Genomic DNA, 15,270 nt, shown 5'->3' with positions numbered 1-15,270 from the left:
TTCATAACGAATGAAATCCTGCGAATTAGCGAGCTAGAGTAAGAAAACTGAATCATAAGGAGGGAGGCGGACGCTCCCGCTCCTACAGTTCCAAATTTCCCCTCCGTTACGCCCATCCTATTATTGTCTTTTTCAGCTCAAGCTATTATTAACCTTATCACTGTATCAACAACCCATTTTCAACCATTTTTATATATTACCACAGTTTTCCTCCCTCCTGAAATTTGGAGAGATATGCAGTAATAGGAACAAACCATCCTAAAGAGTGAAAGCTACAGGTTACTTACCCCGTACACCCACTGCTCTTGTACGAACCTTGGCGGCTGCTCATTAGTCTTCACACCTACGCACTGCCCAATGTGTTCGTTTATCGCATACAGTCGGCCCACTCACCCCCACACTGCGCAATGTGTTCGGTTTTTCGATTACATTTCCGCCCACGCACCTCCGCTCTGTCCACCGACAGCTTCTTGCATGGAGCAGCGTTGTTGCATATTTTGCAGGATTTATCTATAAATGTTACTGGCTGTGGAGCAATGTGCAATACAGAAAGGCCACACCTCTCCAGGATGGAAAGATGTGGCCTCTTGATATTCCAAATATTAACCGCCGACCCGCGCCAGCTCACGCATATTCGCCTCGAAGGCAGCCATCAGCGCAGCTTCGCCGGTCAGGCCATTCTGCTCGACCTTGCGGATCTGCTCCAGCATCCGCTTATAGTCCTTCGGAATGACACGGACGAACTTCGGCCGCGCCTGATCCCAGGCATCCAGGATCGCTCTGCCCGCATTACTGCCGGTCAGTTCGGTGTGACGGCTGATCATACCGTGCAGCTCAGCGGCTTCATCCGCTTCTTCCACCCGCTCCAGCAGGACCATCTCCAGGTTGCAGCGCTTGATGAAGGTATTGTCGGAATCATACACATACGCAATCCCGCCGGACATCCCTGCCGCAAAGTTGCGGCCCGTTTCGCCCAGTACTACCACCCGGCCGCCGGTCATGTATTCACAGCCGTGGTCGCCCACGCCTTCTACGACTACATTCGCCCCGGAGTTGCGGACTGCGAAGCGTTCACCAGCGATCCCGCTGACATACGCCTCACCGCTGGTCGCTCCGTAGAGCGCCGTGTTCCCGATGATAATATTCTCTTCAGCAGCAAAGGTGGCTTTGCGCGAAGGCCGGATAATCAGCTTGCCGCCGGACAGCCCTTTGCCGACATAGTCATTGGAGTCGCCTTCGACGGTAATCGTAACGCCCTTCGGTACGAAGGCTCCCAGACTCTGTCCGGCCGATCCGGTGAAGTGCAGGCGGATCGTATCCTCCGGCAGACCGGCCGCGCCGTATTTGCGCGTCAGCTCGCTGCCGAGAATGGTTCCTACGGCGCGGTTGACGTTGGTAATCGGCAGAGAAGCTTCAACCGCCGTGCCGGATTCCAGTGCAGGCCGCGCGATATCCAGCAGATGCGTCATATCCAGCGTCTCTTCCAGGCCGTGATTCTGGCGCTGGCTGCGGAAGCGCGTGCTGCCTTCCGGCATCTCCGGCGTATGCAGCAGGCTGCTCAGATCAACGCCCTTCTTCTTCCAGTGGGCCGAAGCCTTAACCGCATCCAGACAGTCGGTGCGGCCGACCATCTCTTCGATGGTGCGGAAGCCCAGCTCCGCCATAATCTCACGCAGATCCTCAGCCACGAAGGTCATGAAGTTCACCACATGCTGCGGATTACCCATGAAGTTCTTGCGCAGCTCCGGATTCTGTGTAGCGACGCCGACCGGACAGGTATCCATCTGGCAGACACGCATCATGATGCAGCCTACAGCTACCAGCGGTGCAGTGGCGAAGCCGTATTCCTCGGCTCCCAGCAGAACCGCTACCGCAAGGTCGCGTCCGCTGAGCATCTTGCCGTCGGTCTCCAGTACGACACGGTCGCGCAGGTTGTTCAGCATCAGCGTCTGGTGGGTCTCGGCCAGCCCCAGCTCCCAAGGCAATCCGGCATGACGGATGGAGTTCATCGGCGAAGCGCCGGTTCCGCCGTCATAACCGCTGATCAGGATAATATCGGCACGGCCCTTGGCTACACCGGCAGCAATGGTGCCTACGCCGACCTCAGAGACGAGCTTCACGTTAATCTCAGCGCGCGGATTGGCATTCTTCAGATCATAGATCAGCTCTGCCAGATCCTCAATGGAGTAGATATCATGGTGCGGCGGCGGCGAGATCAGACCTACGCCTGCGGTGGAGCCGCGGACCTCAGCAACCCAAGGATAGACCTTGCGGCCCGGAAGCTGTCCGCCTTCGCCCGGCTTGGCTCCTTGAGCCATCTTGATCTGGATCTCGTCAGCGTTCACCAGGTAGTTCGAGGTTACCCCGAACCGTCCCGAGGCTACCTGCTTGATCGCACTGCGTCGGGAATCGCCGTTAGCATCCGGCTTGAAGCGCGCCGGATCTTCCCCGCCCTCGCCCGTATTGCTCTTGCCGCCGATGCGGTTCATCGCAATCGCCAGGGTCTCATGGGCTTCCTTACTGATCGAGCCGAAGGACATCGCACCGGTCTTGAAGCGTCTCATAATCGATGCAGCGGATTCTACCTCAGCCAGCGGCACAGGGTCGTTCTTGCGGTTGAATTGCAGCATGGAGCGCAGCGTCTGGTGCTTCTCGCTCTCGCCCTGGACGAGTGCCGCATACTTCTTGTACATCGCATAGTCTCCGCTGCGTACCGAATGCTGCAGCAGGTGGATGGTCTGCGGATTGAACAGATGCTCCTCCCCGTCGCTGCGCCACTGGTATTCACCGCCGGAATCCAGCACCTTGTCGTTGCCGTCCTTGTCGGTGAAGGCGCGGTAATGGCTGGCCAGCGCCTCCTGCGCTACCTCTTCCAGACCGATACCTCCAATCCGGGACGGGGTCCAGGTGAAGTAACGGTCCACGAACTCCGAATTCAGGCCCACCGCTTCAAAGATCTGTGCGCCACGGTAGGATTGAATCGTGGAGATCCCCATTTTGGACAGGATTTTGACTACGCTCTTCGTCGCAGCCTTAATATAGTTCTTCACAGCCTTCTCATGCGAGATGCCGCGAAGCAGGCCTTGCGCTATCATGTCATCCAGACTCTCGAACGCGAGATACGGATTGACTGCACTCACGCCGTAGCCCAGCAGAAGCGCATAATGATGAACCTCACGCGGTTCGCCGGACTCCAGCAGAATGCTGACCTTGGTGCGGGTTCCCGAGCGAATCAGGTGGTGATGCAGGCTGGATACGGCCAGAAGTGCCGGAATCGCCGCATTCTCACGGTCAACGCCGCGGTCAGACAGGATCAGAATATTATGGCCTTTGCCCATTACACGGTCTGCAGCCTCGTTCATACGCTCAAGCGCGATTCTCAGGCCTTCCGCCCCCAGCTCCGCCGGGAAGAGGATCGGGATGGACATCGACTTGAAGCCGGCACGGCGGACATGGCGCAGCTTGGCGAAATCCTCATTTGAGAGAATCGGGGAAGCCAGCGAGATCTGCCGGCAGCTCTCCGGCTCTGCCTTCAGCAGATTGCGTTCCGGTCCGATGGTGGTCGCTGTGGACGTTACCAGCTCTTCACGGATCGCATCGATCGGAGGATTCGTGACCTGGGCGAACATTTGCTTGAAATAGTTGTATAGACGCTGCGGACGGTCGGACAGCACCGCGAGCGGCGAGTCATAGCCCATGGAGCCGACAGCTTCGGCGCCTGTGGAGGCCATAGGCTCCAGCACCTTGCGCAGATCCTCGAATGTATATCCGAAGGACTGCTGCAGCTGCTGCACGTTGTCATGCTTCGGATTCGGCAGCTCCGGCGCATCCGGCAGCTCATCGAGACCGATCAGATGCTCATCCAGCCACTCCTGGTAAGGCTGCTGGGAAGCAATCTCCGCTTTGACCTCTTCGTCCGAGATAATCCGGCCCTGCTTCGTGTCGACAAGCAGCATCCGGCCCGGTCTCAGGCGGTCTTTATACAATACATCCTCAGCAGGAATATCAAGAACACCCGCTTCAGAGGATAGAATAATCAGATCATCCTTGGTTACATAATAACGGGCAGGACGAAGGCCGTTACGGTCAAGAATCGCCCCGATCTGCACACCGTCGGTGAAGCCCATAGCGGCTGGCCCGTCCCACGGCTCCATCAGGGTGCTGTGATACTCATAGAAGGCTCTCTTCTTCTCGTCCATGCTGTCATGATTGCTCCATGGCTCAGGAACCATCATCATAGCCACATGCGGCAGAGAGCGTCCGCTCAGATACAGGAATTCAAAGGTATTATCGAACATCGCCGTATCGGAGCCGTCAGGATTCACCACCGGCTTGATCTTGCCGAGGTCTTCTCCGAACACTTCGCTCTTGAACAGCGACTGGCGGGCATGCATCCAGTTCACGTTGCCGCGGAGGGTGTTGATCTCACCATTGTGGATCATGAAGCGGTAAGGGTGGGCACGTTCCCAGCTGGGGAAGGTGTTGGTACTGAAGCGGGAGTGAACCAGCGCAATTGCTGATTCCAGGGTTTCATCCTGCAGGTCAAGGTAGAATTGTCCGACCTGCACTGTAGTAAGCATTCCTTTGTAGACAATCTTCTTGCAGGACAGACTTGGCACATAGAAGGACTCGCCTTCCTCTGATCCGCCGTAGCGGATGGCCAGTTCGGCACGTCTGCGGATCACGTACAGCTTGCGTTCAAAAGCCATCTCATCCTTGATGCCCTCCGAGCGGCCGATGAAGACCTGGCGCACATAAGGCTTAGCAGCCTTGGCTGTCTTCCCGAGCATCTCATCAAAGGTAGGCACATCACGGTAACCGAGAACCTCCTGGCCCTCTTCCGCAATAATCTCGCTCAGAAGCGCCTCATGGCGGGCGCGGATCTCCTCATCATGAGACAGAAAGATCATGCCCACGCCATAATGGCCTTGCTCCGGAAGCGCAAAACCAAGCTTCGCGGCTTCACCGGCGAAGAAACGGTGCGGAATCTGCAGCATGATGCCGGCTCCGTCACCTGAATTCGGCTCGCTTCCCTGGCCTCCCCGGTGCTCCATGTTGAAGAGCATAGTCAGCGCATTGCTAACGATATCATGGGACGGTTTGCCTTTAATATGGGCGACAAATCCCATGCCGCAAGCGTCTTTTTCGAACTGGGGATCGTACAGGCCCTGTTTGCCGGGCATTTCAGTGTGTCTCATCATATGCAACCTTTCTATTATAAAGTAGACGGAATTCCAGGAAAAATTTTCAGCGGTTAATCTTAATAATTATTCAGGCCAGATTGGTTTTATTATTTTATCATCGAGCTGACATGAGCGCAATTTAAACTTTTTTATGAGTTTGATTAACAATTGCTTTTGCGACACAGCTTTAGCGAATAGAAGCGTAAAAAATCTGCGAAATGTATAATTATGCATTATTCACGAATAAGCGCTTATGCGTTGAAAGCGTTTCAAGCATTTTCCTCACACAGGTATGGTACTTTTACAGCCGTTTTTTATTTCCGTATAAACCAAAAACGCCTCCGGGGAGGCGTTTTTGAGTTTCATCTGATTGCAAGAAATTGTATGGTTTTATACAGTCAAAACTTGTTCACTTTTCAGCACAGCCTCATTGCCGCGGTCACGCGTCATGAAGTAAGTGAGAGTGAGCGCCAGGAAGACGATTCCATAGATACCAAGCATTCCTGCATCGCCCCACATCGCTCCGAAGTCCCCGGTAGAGATGACTGCCTTGAAGCCCTTGACGCTGTAGGTCATCGGCAGGAGCGGATTGAGGACCTTCATCCAGCCTGGAATCAGCTCCAGCGGGAAGGTTCCGGCGCTTGTCGTCAGCTGGAAGATCAGGATCAGGATGACTACGAAGCGGCCCGGCTGGTCGAGCCAGGTAACGATCGCCTGGATCATCCACATGAAGGCCAGGCTGGTGATGAAGGTGAAGAGATAGAACAAGCCTACATTCTGTACTTCAAGACCAAGACCGTACAGTACAACCAGCACAGCGAGCAGGGCTTGAAGCAGACTCATCATTGAGAACGACAGCGTACGGCTCATGAACCGGTTGAACCGGGTGGCCCCTGCAACTTCGGATTCACGCATAGGAATCACGATGGTGCAGATCAGTGCGCCTACGAACAATCCAAGCGACAGGAAGTAAGGAGCGAACCCTGTTCCGTAGTTTGGCACCTTGTTGACTTTCATCTCTTCGATCTGAACCGGCTGGGCGAACATCGAGACCAGCGCGTCAGACTTGTTCACAGATTTGGTCTGCTCAGCGGCATCGCCCAGCTTGCTGGCCAGCTCGCCGGAGCCTGACTTCAGCTCATCCAGACCGTCCTTCAGCTGGCCTGCACCGTCGCTCAGCTTCTTCGAGCCGTCGGCTACCGAGCTGAGTCCGTCGCCCAGCTGGCCTGCGCCGCTCAGCAGCTTCGCTGTGCCGGCTTCAAGCGCTTTGCCGCCGTCCGCCAGCTTCGCTCCGCCCGCTGCGGCTTCGTCCAGCTTCGCGCCGAACTGCTTCATCCCGGCGGCCAGCTTGCCGCCGCCGGTCTCAAGAGCCCCGGCACCAGCTACGAGCTGCTGCTGCCCGTCGAGCAGCTGTGCGCTGCCTGCATTCAGTTGCTTCGCTCCATCATGCAATTGGCTCACACCTGCATCAAGCTGCTGCGAACCGCTGTGCAGCTGGTTCGCTCCCTGCGCCAGCTGCTCCTGGCCGCTGTGCAGGGCACTTGCCCCGTCCAGCAGCTGCTGCTGGCCCTGGTCGAGCTGCGCGGCTCCGGCTGCTACAGCCGAGCTTGCGGCCAGCAGCTTCTGCACCTCAGGGCTCGCTGCCAGCTGCGGGTTCGACTTGGCCAGCTGCTGCAGGCCGTCGGCGACCGCCTTGGCTCCGGCTGCAGTCTTCGCGCTGCCGTCCTTGGAAGCTGTAAGTCCGGCTTCCAGCTTGGCACTGCCATCGGCAGCGGAGGTCAATCCGGCCGCAAGCTTGGCGCTGCCGTCAACGACCGACTTCGTACCGGCTGCCAGCTTCTCTGTGCCGGTTACAGCCGATTGTGTTCCATCCTTCAGCGCTGACGCTCCGGCTGCTGTCTTCTGCAGCCCGGCATGAAGCTGCTTGCTGCCTTCAGCCGACTGTGTCACTCCATCCTGGAGCTGCTTATGCGCTGCAGACAGCTGCTGCAGTCCTCCGGCCAGCGTGCTGCTGCCGGTCTTCAGTGCGGCAGCGCCGTTATTCAGGTCGCTCACGCCCTTGGTCAGCGGCGCTACACCATCCAGCAGCTTACCGGTGCCTTCGGTCAGGACCAGCAGATTGTCCTTCAGCTTCAGCGCGCCGTCGTCCAGCTTGGTGGCACCATCAGCAATCTTGGCCGCGCCGTCTCCGGCTTCGCCCAGACCGCTTGCGATTTCAGTGATTTTATCAAAGACGGAATTGGTATACGCTTCTGTGATCTTTGCGGATATCTTCGACTTCATATCCTTGACCGCCGTACCGCCGATCTGGCCGGCCAGGAAGTTGTAGCCTTCATTCGGCTCGTAGATAATCTTCGCCGGCTGCGGATCAGCATCCAGCAGAGTGGTCGCCTTGGCCGAGAAGTCTTCCGGAACCACAATAGCCATATAATAGGTATTGTCGGCAAGCCCGGCTTCCGCCGTCTTCCGGCTGACGAAGTTCCACTTGAACCCGTCCGTCTTCTTCAGCTCGGCAACCAGGTCTTCCCCGGCAGTCAGCTTCTTGCCCTCGTAATCAGCGCCCTTGTCTTCATTCACTACAGCGACCGGAAGCTCGTTCATTTTGCCGTAGGGGTCCCAGAACGCCTTCAGGAACAAACCGCTGTACAGTACAGGAATGAACAGAATGGCAAACATGGAAATACGCATCTTGGGATTCTTAAAGACCGCGCCAAGGTCCTTCATAAATACGGATAAAGATTTCATTCTGGTTCTCTCCTTCTAATCATATGCTCTCTTTAAATGCTATAAAGCCAAAAATGATAGTTTGCTGAATGTTGCAGTAACACCAAATGACCATTTTCCCCATTTAGTCAATCGAGGGCAAAAAAAATGGCGTCCTTCCCGCAATAATACAGCTTCAGCATTCCATCCCTGTCAGGGAAAGCGCAGATGTTCAAGGGCGCCGTCCCTATATCGGGCTTCTATTCTTCTGCGACAGGCCCTCGGCCAGAAACAGCTGAAAATAGCTCTTGATCTGTTCCTTGGTCAAAGGCACATGCACCTTGCTCAGTTCCGCAGTAAGCACGATATACAGCCTGAACATGACCACCGATACTATCTGGGGATCGCACGGCTTGATCTCCCCCTGACGAATTGCCTGCTCCACCTCCCGCTGCAGATATTCAAGCACTACACTCTCGATCTTGTCGAGTCCTTCACCGGCCTGCGGCGTTCCGAAGTCAAGACTCTCCTGGGACAGCTTGATGAATAGCTCGTGTTCGCTGCGGAATTCCAGCAGGGCATCCAGCACGCGGTGCAGATTATCGAAGAACGGCTTGTCGCGCCTGATCTCCCGTTCGGCGATGCTCTTCATCTCGGCAATGACATCACGCAGGATCTCATCAAATAACTGTTCCTTGTTTGTAAAGAAGGTGTAGATCGTCCCTTTGCCGACATTGGCAATCTTGGCGACCTGATCCATTGTAGTTGCCTTATAGCCGAATAGTGAAAAAGATTTCGTCGCCGCCTGCAGCACCTGCTGCCTTCGATCCACTACAGCCATCCATAACCCGTCCTTTCATCTCAGAATTGTCTTCACTGCCGGATTGACCAATTTACTAATTCGGTCACTCGGTCAAGAACAACTTTATCATTTTGACTGTGCCTTTGCAATACATTTGCCCGAATTTTTTTTATTTTATTGCAGTGTTTTAACTTTCTATTTACGTCTTATTTGTATAATGTGTGAAAAGAAGCAAAATCCCTAGTATAATATTAGGAGAAACATGTTCCGGGGGATTAAATCTAATCTACCTATGATGGAAAGTTGCAGGTGAACTTATGCGAAAGAAAAGAGTACTGCTGTTTTCAGAAGGCTTCGGCACGGGCCATACAGGGGCAGCCTATGCTCTGGCTGAAGGAATAAGACGGCTGAACCCGGATGTTCAGTGCCGGGTAATCGAGCTCGGGAAGTTCCTTAATCCTACCGTCGCACCTTGGATTCTTTCCGCTTACCGCAAAACAGTCAGCAGCCAGCCGAAGCTGGTCGGCATGATGTATAAAACCCAATACCATAAATCCCTGAACCGGTTGACCAAGCTTGCGCTGCACCGGATCTTTTATACCCATGCCTCCCAAGTCATTGAGCAGCTCAGACCCGACCTCATTATCTGTTCTCATCCTATACCTGCTGCGGTGATCTCAAGGCTGAAGCGCCAGGGGCTGGATGTACCGTTCTACACACTGATAACGGACTACGACGCCCACGGGAGCTGGGTGAATGCCGAAGCCAACCGCTATCTGGTCTCCACCTCCCGGGTGAAATCGATTCTGACCGGACGCGGAGTGCCCTCGGAGCTTGTGACGGTTACCGGCATTCCGGTGCATCCGAAGTTCTGGGAGTCCTACAGCAAGACCCAGCTGCGCCAAGAGCTGGGGCTGGCCGATATCCCGACTGTGCTCATTATGGGCGGCGGCTGGGGGCTGATGTTCGGGAAGGCGATCATGAAGTCGCTCACCGCCCGGATGGATGAGGTTCAGCTGATCTTCTGTATGGGCAGCAACGACAAGGCCGTAGCCAAAATGGAGGCCGACCCGCTGCTGAACCATCCCAACGTTAGAATCCTTGGCTACAGCAGCGAGATTAATAAGCTGATGGATGCCTCTGACCTGCTGATTACCAAGCCCGGCGGAATGACCTGCACGGAAGCCCAGGCCAAGGGCATCCCGATGCTGTTCTACAATGCCATCCCCGGACAGGAAGAGAAGAACAGCCAGTATTTTGTCGAATTAGGTCTGGCCGAGATGCTCGATTCCGCTGTCGTTGACAAGTGGTTCTCCATGCTCCTGCGGGAATATGCGGGAGCCGGAGGGCGCCAGAAGCGCCAGATCCTCCCGGAACGCCAGCAGCCGCAGTACTGCGCTGCGACCGTGCTGGGGCTGCTCGGCAAGCCGATCGCTGAAACTGCGGCCGCTGAGGCCTGGAGTTCCCCCCCGCCCAAGGTAAGGAGTGAAGAGGCTGTCTACCTCACCCCTTAAGGGGCAGCCTTGCTGCCTCATGCCAAGAACCTCCATCCCACCGGATCTGGTGGAAATGGAGGTTCTTTTTATATTTCAGGGACGGCAAAGAATACACGTACAGAGCCCTCAAATACAGCGCTTGTCCGAATCGCCCGGCGGTCCCTGAAATGAACAACATTATTTATAGAATGTATGATTGCCGATGGTCTTGGCGAGTGTGCGCGAGTGATGCACCGTAAGGTCCTGGGCGAGGGTCAGCGACAGGAAGAAGTACGTATCGTCCGTTACCTCCTTGACTCCTCTTAGCGCGGCATCGACTGCCCTGATGCTGTCTTTGTTAGGCTTTACACGTTTAAGACGCCCGTTGGCCACAGGACTGAACTGTTTTTTCTGATAGATTACTTCTCGGATGGTGTCGGGAAAATTGGCTGACCGCAGCCGGTTTAGAACAACGTTGGCAACTGCCACCTTGCCCTTGTACGGTTCGCCTTCTGCTTCTGCCATGACGATTTTTTGCAGCAGATGCAGGTCTTCTTCGGATACGGCGTAGCTCCAGGCAGCTTCAGCTCGCTGCTCCTGGCTTAATAGCTCGGTCCGGGAGAAGAACAATGTTGCGGGGGGATGTTGCTGAGTTACAGCTTGCTTTGCTTTGGCACTCGTTGTCCCCTTTGCCGCTTGCTTCAGCGCTGCCGCTTGCACCTGCGGCGGCGCTGCGCTCACCACAGCAGGCTTCGGCTTCACCTTGGGCTGTACGGCAGCCGGCCGCGCAGCGCCTGTGCGCTCCAGCTTCGCTGGGGTTAGCCATCCTGCATGAAGCTTAAGGGTCCAGTCATGGACCGGCTTCGCCGCTGCGGAATAGAGCAAGGGGGTGATGGTACTGCTGGTACTGGCTGAAGGGCTTGTCCTGTGCAGAACGGATGCCGCTCCGGGCAGCAGGCGCTCTACAGACGAATGGCTTGCCGAGTTCAGTCTGTCCATCTGTATCGAATGATCTCCGGTTGCGGCAGACCCGCCCGGGCTTAGCAAACTTATCGCTGAGAAAGACACTAGAATTACACCAACCAGCAGCGCAATGTAGCGGCTCTGTTTAAAAATTAACATTTTTTACCTCCTATTTTACGGCACACTCCTCTTGTATGTAACCGAAAATGGAAGCCTTGAAAACTGATCTAGCCGATTTGTGCTGCGGGAAATGTAAATTTTTCGGTCATTTCATACATAGGAATGGCATACATCCTGGTAGCATACACCACAAACCTATCAACCGTCCAGCCTAAGTCTGGAAGTTCCTGACGTGAAATGTCACCATCTCCCCGTAAATTTTCCAGCTCCGTTAGCCCGAACGCATGCTCTCCCCGGTATTTACGGGCCACTGTCAAATGGGGATTATATGTTCGGCTCTCGGCCCGGAATCCTAACGGAAGGGTGGCAGACACCACTCTGCTCTGCAGCTCCTGAAGGGGGCTTAGTTCTCCGGAAACCCCGGCCCAGAGCACTCTTGGCGTGTCTGGAAGGCCGAAGGTGCCCCACTGGCCAAGCTCCAATTGAAAGCTTCGGCTGGCCTCCGCCACCCCGCTGAGCGCCTGATACAGAGCCGGGATATCTTCCTTTGGGGTATCCCCGAGAAATTGCAGCGTAATATGGAAATCCTGGAAATGTGTCCATCTGGCAAATTTATAATTGGAGGACACCCGGGCGGCTTCATTTTTCAGATAATCTTTCAAAGCCTCCGGCAAGGGTATCGCTACAAACAGGCGTTCCGTATCATGCTCTGGCTCCATCGGTCTCATGATCATTTCACCTTTCCGGGCAGATTTGTTATGCTTATCCTATCTTATCGTCTATTTCTCTACTGAAATGTAGAACAGGAGGGAACCACCATGACCCGATCCATCGTATGTATGCAGCCTCTGTCCTCCGGACAACAGGACAGAATCCGGACTGCTGCGCCAGATTATACCCTGACCCTCACGGATTCCAGGAATCCGGACCTTGAGCTGCTCGCCGGTGCAGAGATTATTATCGGCTGGGGCAAAGGCATCAAGGATACACTGCTGCGCCAGGGTTCGCCGCTTCGCTGGGTACAAGCCTGGTCTGCCGGAGTAGAGAAGCTGCCGCTTGAGGCCATGAAGGACAGAGAGATTCTGCTGACCAATGCCAGCGGCGTCCATGCAGAACCGATTACTGCTGTAATTATGGGATTTATGCTGATGTTCACCCGCAATCTGCATACGGCCATCCGCAACCAGCAGAACCGCCGCTGGCACTCAGACGGTCAGGAGAGTGAGCTGACCGGCAAGACGGCAGTCATCGCAGGGACCGGGGCCATCGGCAGCGAGACAGCGAGAATCGCCAAGGCCTTCCGCATGAACACGGTCGGTGTAAGCCGCTCGGGACGCCCGGCGGAGCACTTCGACCGGGTCTTCACCACGGCAGAGCTGAAGGAAGCCGTAAGCCAGGCTGACTTCATCATCAATACACTGCCGATTACCGATGAGACCGAGGGCCTGTTCGACAGTGACATCTTCGGTGCAGCGAAGCAAGGGGCTTATTACATTAATATCGGCCGCGGGGCGACAACCCATACGGATGATCTGATGGCTGCCCTGAACAGCGGACAGCTCGCCGGGGCAGGCCTGGACGTCTTCGAGACCGAGCCGCTGCCTGAAGATCATCCGCTCTGGGGCATGGAGCAGGTTATTATGACCCCGCACTGCGCCGGGGCCACGGACCGCTACGCCGACCGGATTGTCGACATCTTCGTCGAGAACATTAAGGCCTACCGGGAATCCGGCAAGCCGTCGCGTAACCTGGTGGATTACAGCCGCCAGTACTAAGCCGGTGGTGGATATTTCGGGCACTAGCTTGCGGGAATGCGGGTTTGCGGACTTGCGGACTTGATGACCCCCACGTTTGAGTGGCAAGCCCAGGCCCTCCTTCAGCGAAATGTTGCAACTATTGCAACTCGGGCTGCATAAATATGGGCTGCTGGCGTGAAATGCTGCAAGAAATGCAGGATTTGTCCTACTCAGCGGCAGTTTGGAGGCGAAATGCTGACTTGAATGCAACATTTGCCGATTAGAGTCTATTCGACGCGAGAGATGTTGCATTTAGTGCAGGATTTCAGCTCCTGCAATACATGAACAGCCCCTGCTAAATTAAGCAGAGGCTGTTTCGTATGCACTTATTCCGTTCACACCTGGAAGCGGGTCACCGAATCCTTAAGCTCGGCAAGCTGGAGCTTGAGCTGGCCGATGCCGTCCGCAACGGCGGCGGTGGAGGTCAGCTGCTGATGTGCAGACGCTGAGGTCTCCTCGACCCCTGCCGCCGACTGCTGGGAGAGTGCCGAGATATGCTGGCTGAACTCATTCATCGTCTCGCTGGCTCCGGTCATCTGCTGCAGATCCTGTCCCATGTCATCGATCGTCACCGACATTGCGCTCACCGAGCCGTTGATCTCGGCCAAGGCTTCGCCGGTCTCAACAATCTGCCGGCTGCCTTCCTCGGTCTTGACGACCCCGCCGCGCAGCTGCTCCACCATGGCTCTGGAGTCATGCTGGATGCCTTGCGTAATCTCCGTGATCTCCGATACGGTCCGCTGCACATCCTCTGAGAGCTTGCGGACCTCCTGGGCCACAACCGCGAAGCCGCGGCCGCTGTCTCCGGCTCTGGCCGCTTCGATCGCGGCATTGATGGCCAGCAGATGCGTCTGCTCCGAGATGCTGCGGATGGAGCCGACCAGCCGGAAGATCCCCTCGTTCTTATGATTCAGCTCTTCCACCGTTTCCATAGATTGCGAGACGGCTTCTGCAATCTCATTCATATAGGCAACCGAGCTTTCCATCAGTTCCCGGCCTTTTTCGCCTTTTTGCCGCACCTGCTCCGAATGAAGAGACAAGTCTGTGCCCCGGCCGGCAAAATTCTCAATTAATGTGTTCAGCGCCTCTACCGCCTTGGAGGCATCCACCGCTGCTTCCGCCTGGCTGCCGGAGGCTGTAGCCAGCTCCTCCATCGTCAGAGCGATCTGGCTGCTGCCCTCCTTGGTCTCCGCAATCGAATGCATCAGCTCATCGCCCTGCTCCGTGATGACTCTGGAGACCTCTCTGATCCGGCTGACCATTTCCCGCAGCGTCCGGTTAGTCTCATTGACAGTCTTAGCCAGCAGGCCGATCTCATCTTCATTGCGGATTAGTGTGTCTTCCGCCGTCAGGTCGCCGCCGGATATCTGCTGCACCTGCGCCGTTACCTTCTTCAGCGGCTGGATGATCGTACGGCGGATGACTGCGCTGATCACACCGATAACCAGCAGAACGATTAATATAGTCACTATATTAATGGTCAGTGAATTGCGGAATATTTCCGCAGAAATTTTACCTTCATTCTCTGCATCCTTCTGACTGTGCGCAACCAGCGCATCCAGATCGACCTGCATCGTATTGAACACCTCTACCCCTTTGAGCGAAACCTCCAGGGCGAGCTGCTTTTCTCCGGCACTGCTGTGCTGAATCGCCTGATCATTGACGCGCAGGAACTCATTCCATTTCGATGTCAGCGACTCCAGTTGGGTGAGCTCCTGTGTCTCTTTCAGGTTAGCTCTATATTCCTGCAGCGTATCCGCCACTCTGCTGATGAACTCCTGACGCTCTGCCTCAAGCGCTTTCAGGCTCGCCGCATCAGTATTCAGCATATGATTCAGGCTGATGGACAGTACATGCTCTGTAAGGTAATTGACATTATGAATCCGGTTAAGCTCAGGAATAATGTGATCAATCACATTTCCTGTGTTCTTTTGCATACCATTCATATGATAAAGCGCAACCACTCCGCTTATCAATACTAGTATCGCCAAAGTTATGTACCCGGAGGCAATCTTGAAGCCGATCCCTTTTCTGCCTTTTAACAAGCTCGCCTGGCCTTGCCTGCCTGCTCCGCTCCCGTCTCTTCCGAACAGGCCCTTCGGCCGTTGACCTTTCCCCATACCTGTATGCCCCCCTGATTCTCTCCGAAATTGTTACATAATTCCCCATTTAGCACCATGCTTATTTCGCAAAAAGCCAAACTAAATAGGCGTTATGTACTATTTCGG

The 15,270-nt window shown here is 55.3% G+C and carries 8 protein-coding genes; 2 read left to right on the top strand and 6 right to left on the bottom strand.

Going from position 1 to position 15,270, the window contains the following annotated elements; all coding sequences use genetic code 11:
* Window positions 1-602: 602 nt before the first annotated feature.
* From gltB to K1558_RS16795, 3 genes are all read right to left on the bottom strand, one after another.
* Window positions 603-5,198, bottom strand: coding sequence for a glutamate synthase large subunit (gene gltB / locus K1558_RS16805; RefSeq protein WP_238652801.1), 4,596 nt, complete (start codon window positions 5,196-5,198; stop codon window positions 603-605).
* A gap of 375 nt (window positions 5,199-5,573) precedes the next feature.
* Window positions 5,574-7,928, bottom strand: coding sequence for a YhgE/Pip family protein (locus K1558_RS16800; RefSeq protein WP_238652795.1), 2,355 nt, complete (start codon window positions 7,926-7,928; stop codon window positions 5,574-5,576).
* Window positions 7,929-8,133: 205 nt separating this feature from the next.
* Window positions 8,134-8,727, bottom strand: a complete 594-nt coding sequence (locus K1558_RS16795; protein WP_238652794.1) for a TetR/AcrR family transcriptional regulator — start codon at window positions 8,725-8,727, stop codon at window positions 8,134-8,136.
* Between the two features lie 278 nt (window positions 8,728-9,005).
* Here K1558_RS16795 and K1558_RS16790 point away from each other — a divergent pair, with 278 nt between their 5' ends.
* On the top strand, window positions 9,006-10,202 hold the full coding sequence (locus tag K1558_RS16790) for an MGDG synthase family glycosyltransferase (protein WP_238652793.1): 1,197 nt from the start codon (window positions 9,006-9,008) through the stop codon (window positions 10,200-10,202).
* Between the two features lie 159 nt (window positions 10,203-10,361).
* Here the strand turns inward: K1558_RS16790 and K1558_RS16785 are convergent, their stop codons facing one another.
* Together K1558_RS16785 and thpR are read right to left on the bottom strand one after the other, a co-directional pair.
* Entirely contained in the window at window positions 10,362-11,285 is a 924-nt protein-coding gene (locus K1558_RS16785; RefSeq protein ID WP_238652792.1) for a cell wall hydrolase, read from the bottom strand.
* A 68-nt stretch (window positions 11,286-11,353) separates the two neighbouring features.
* Window positions 11,354-11,974 (bottom strand): RNA 2',3'-cyclic phosphodiesterase, encoded by a 621-nt coding sequence (gene thpR, locus K1558_RS16780; RefSeq protein WP_238652791.1) that lies wholly within the window; start codon window positions 11,972-11,974, stop codon window positions 11,354-11,356.
* A 90-nt stretch (window positions 11,975-12,064) separates the two neighbouring features.
* On the opposite strand from thpR, the gene K1558_RS16775 reads away from it, so the two are divergent.
* The gene (locus tag K1558_RS16775) at window positions 12,065-13,021 is read left to right on the top strand and encodes a D-2-hydroxyacid dehydrogenase (RefSeq protein ID WP_238652790.1); all 957 of its coding nucleotides are present in this window, start codon (window positions 12,065-12,067) and stop codon (window positions 13,019-13,021) included.
* Window positions 13,022-13,377: 356 nt separating this feature from the next.
* On the opposite strand, the gene K1558_RS16770 is transcribed toward K1558_RS16775, so the two are convergent.
* Entirely contained in the window at window positions 13,378-15,162 is a 1,785-nt protein-coding gene (locus K1558_RS16770; RefSeq protein WP_238652789.1) for a methyl-accepting chemotaxis protein, read from the bottom strand.
* Between the last annotated feature and the right edge of the window lie 108 nt (window positions 15,163-15,270).

Origin of the sequence: Paenibacillus piscarius, from assembly GCF_022234545.1 — a bacterium.
GTDB classification, from domain to species: Bacteria; Bacillota; Bacilli; order Paenibacillales; family Paenibacillaceae; genus Paenibacillus_AQ; species Paenibacillus_AQ piscarius.
The sequence above is the reverse complement of the archived record's forward strand: the minus strand, read 5'-3'. Positions and strand labels throughout refer to the sequence as shown.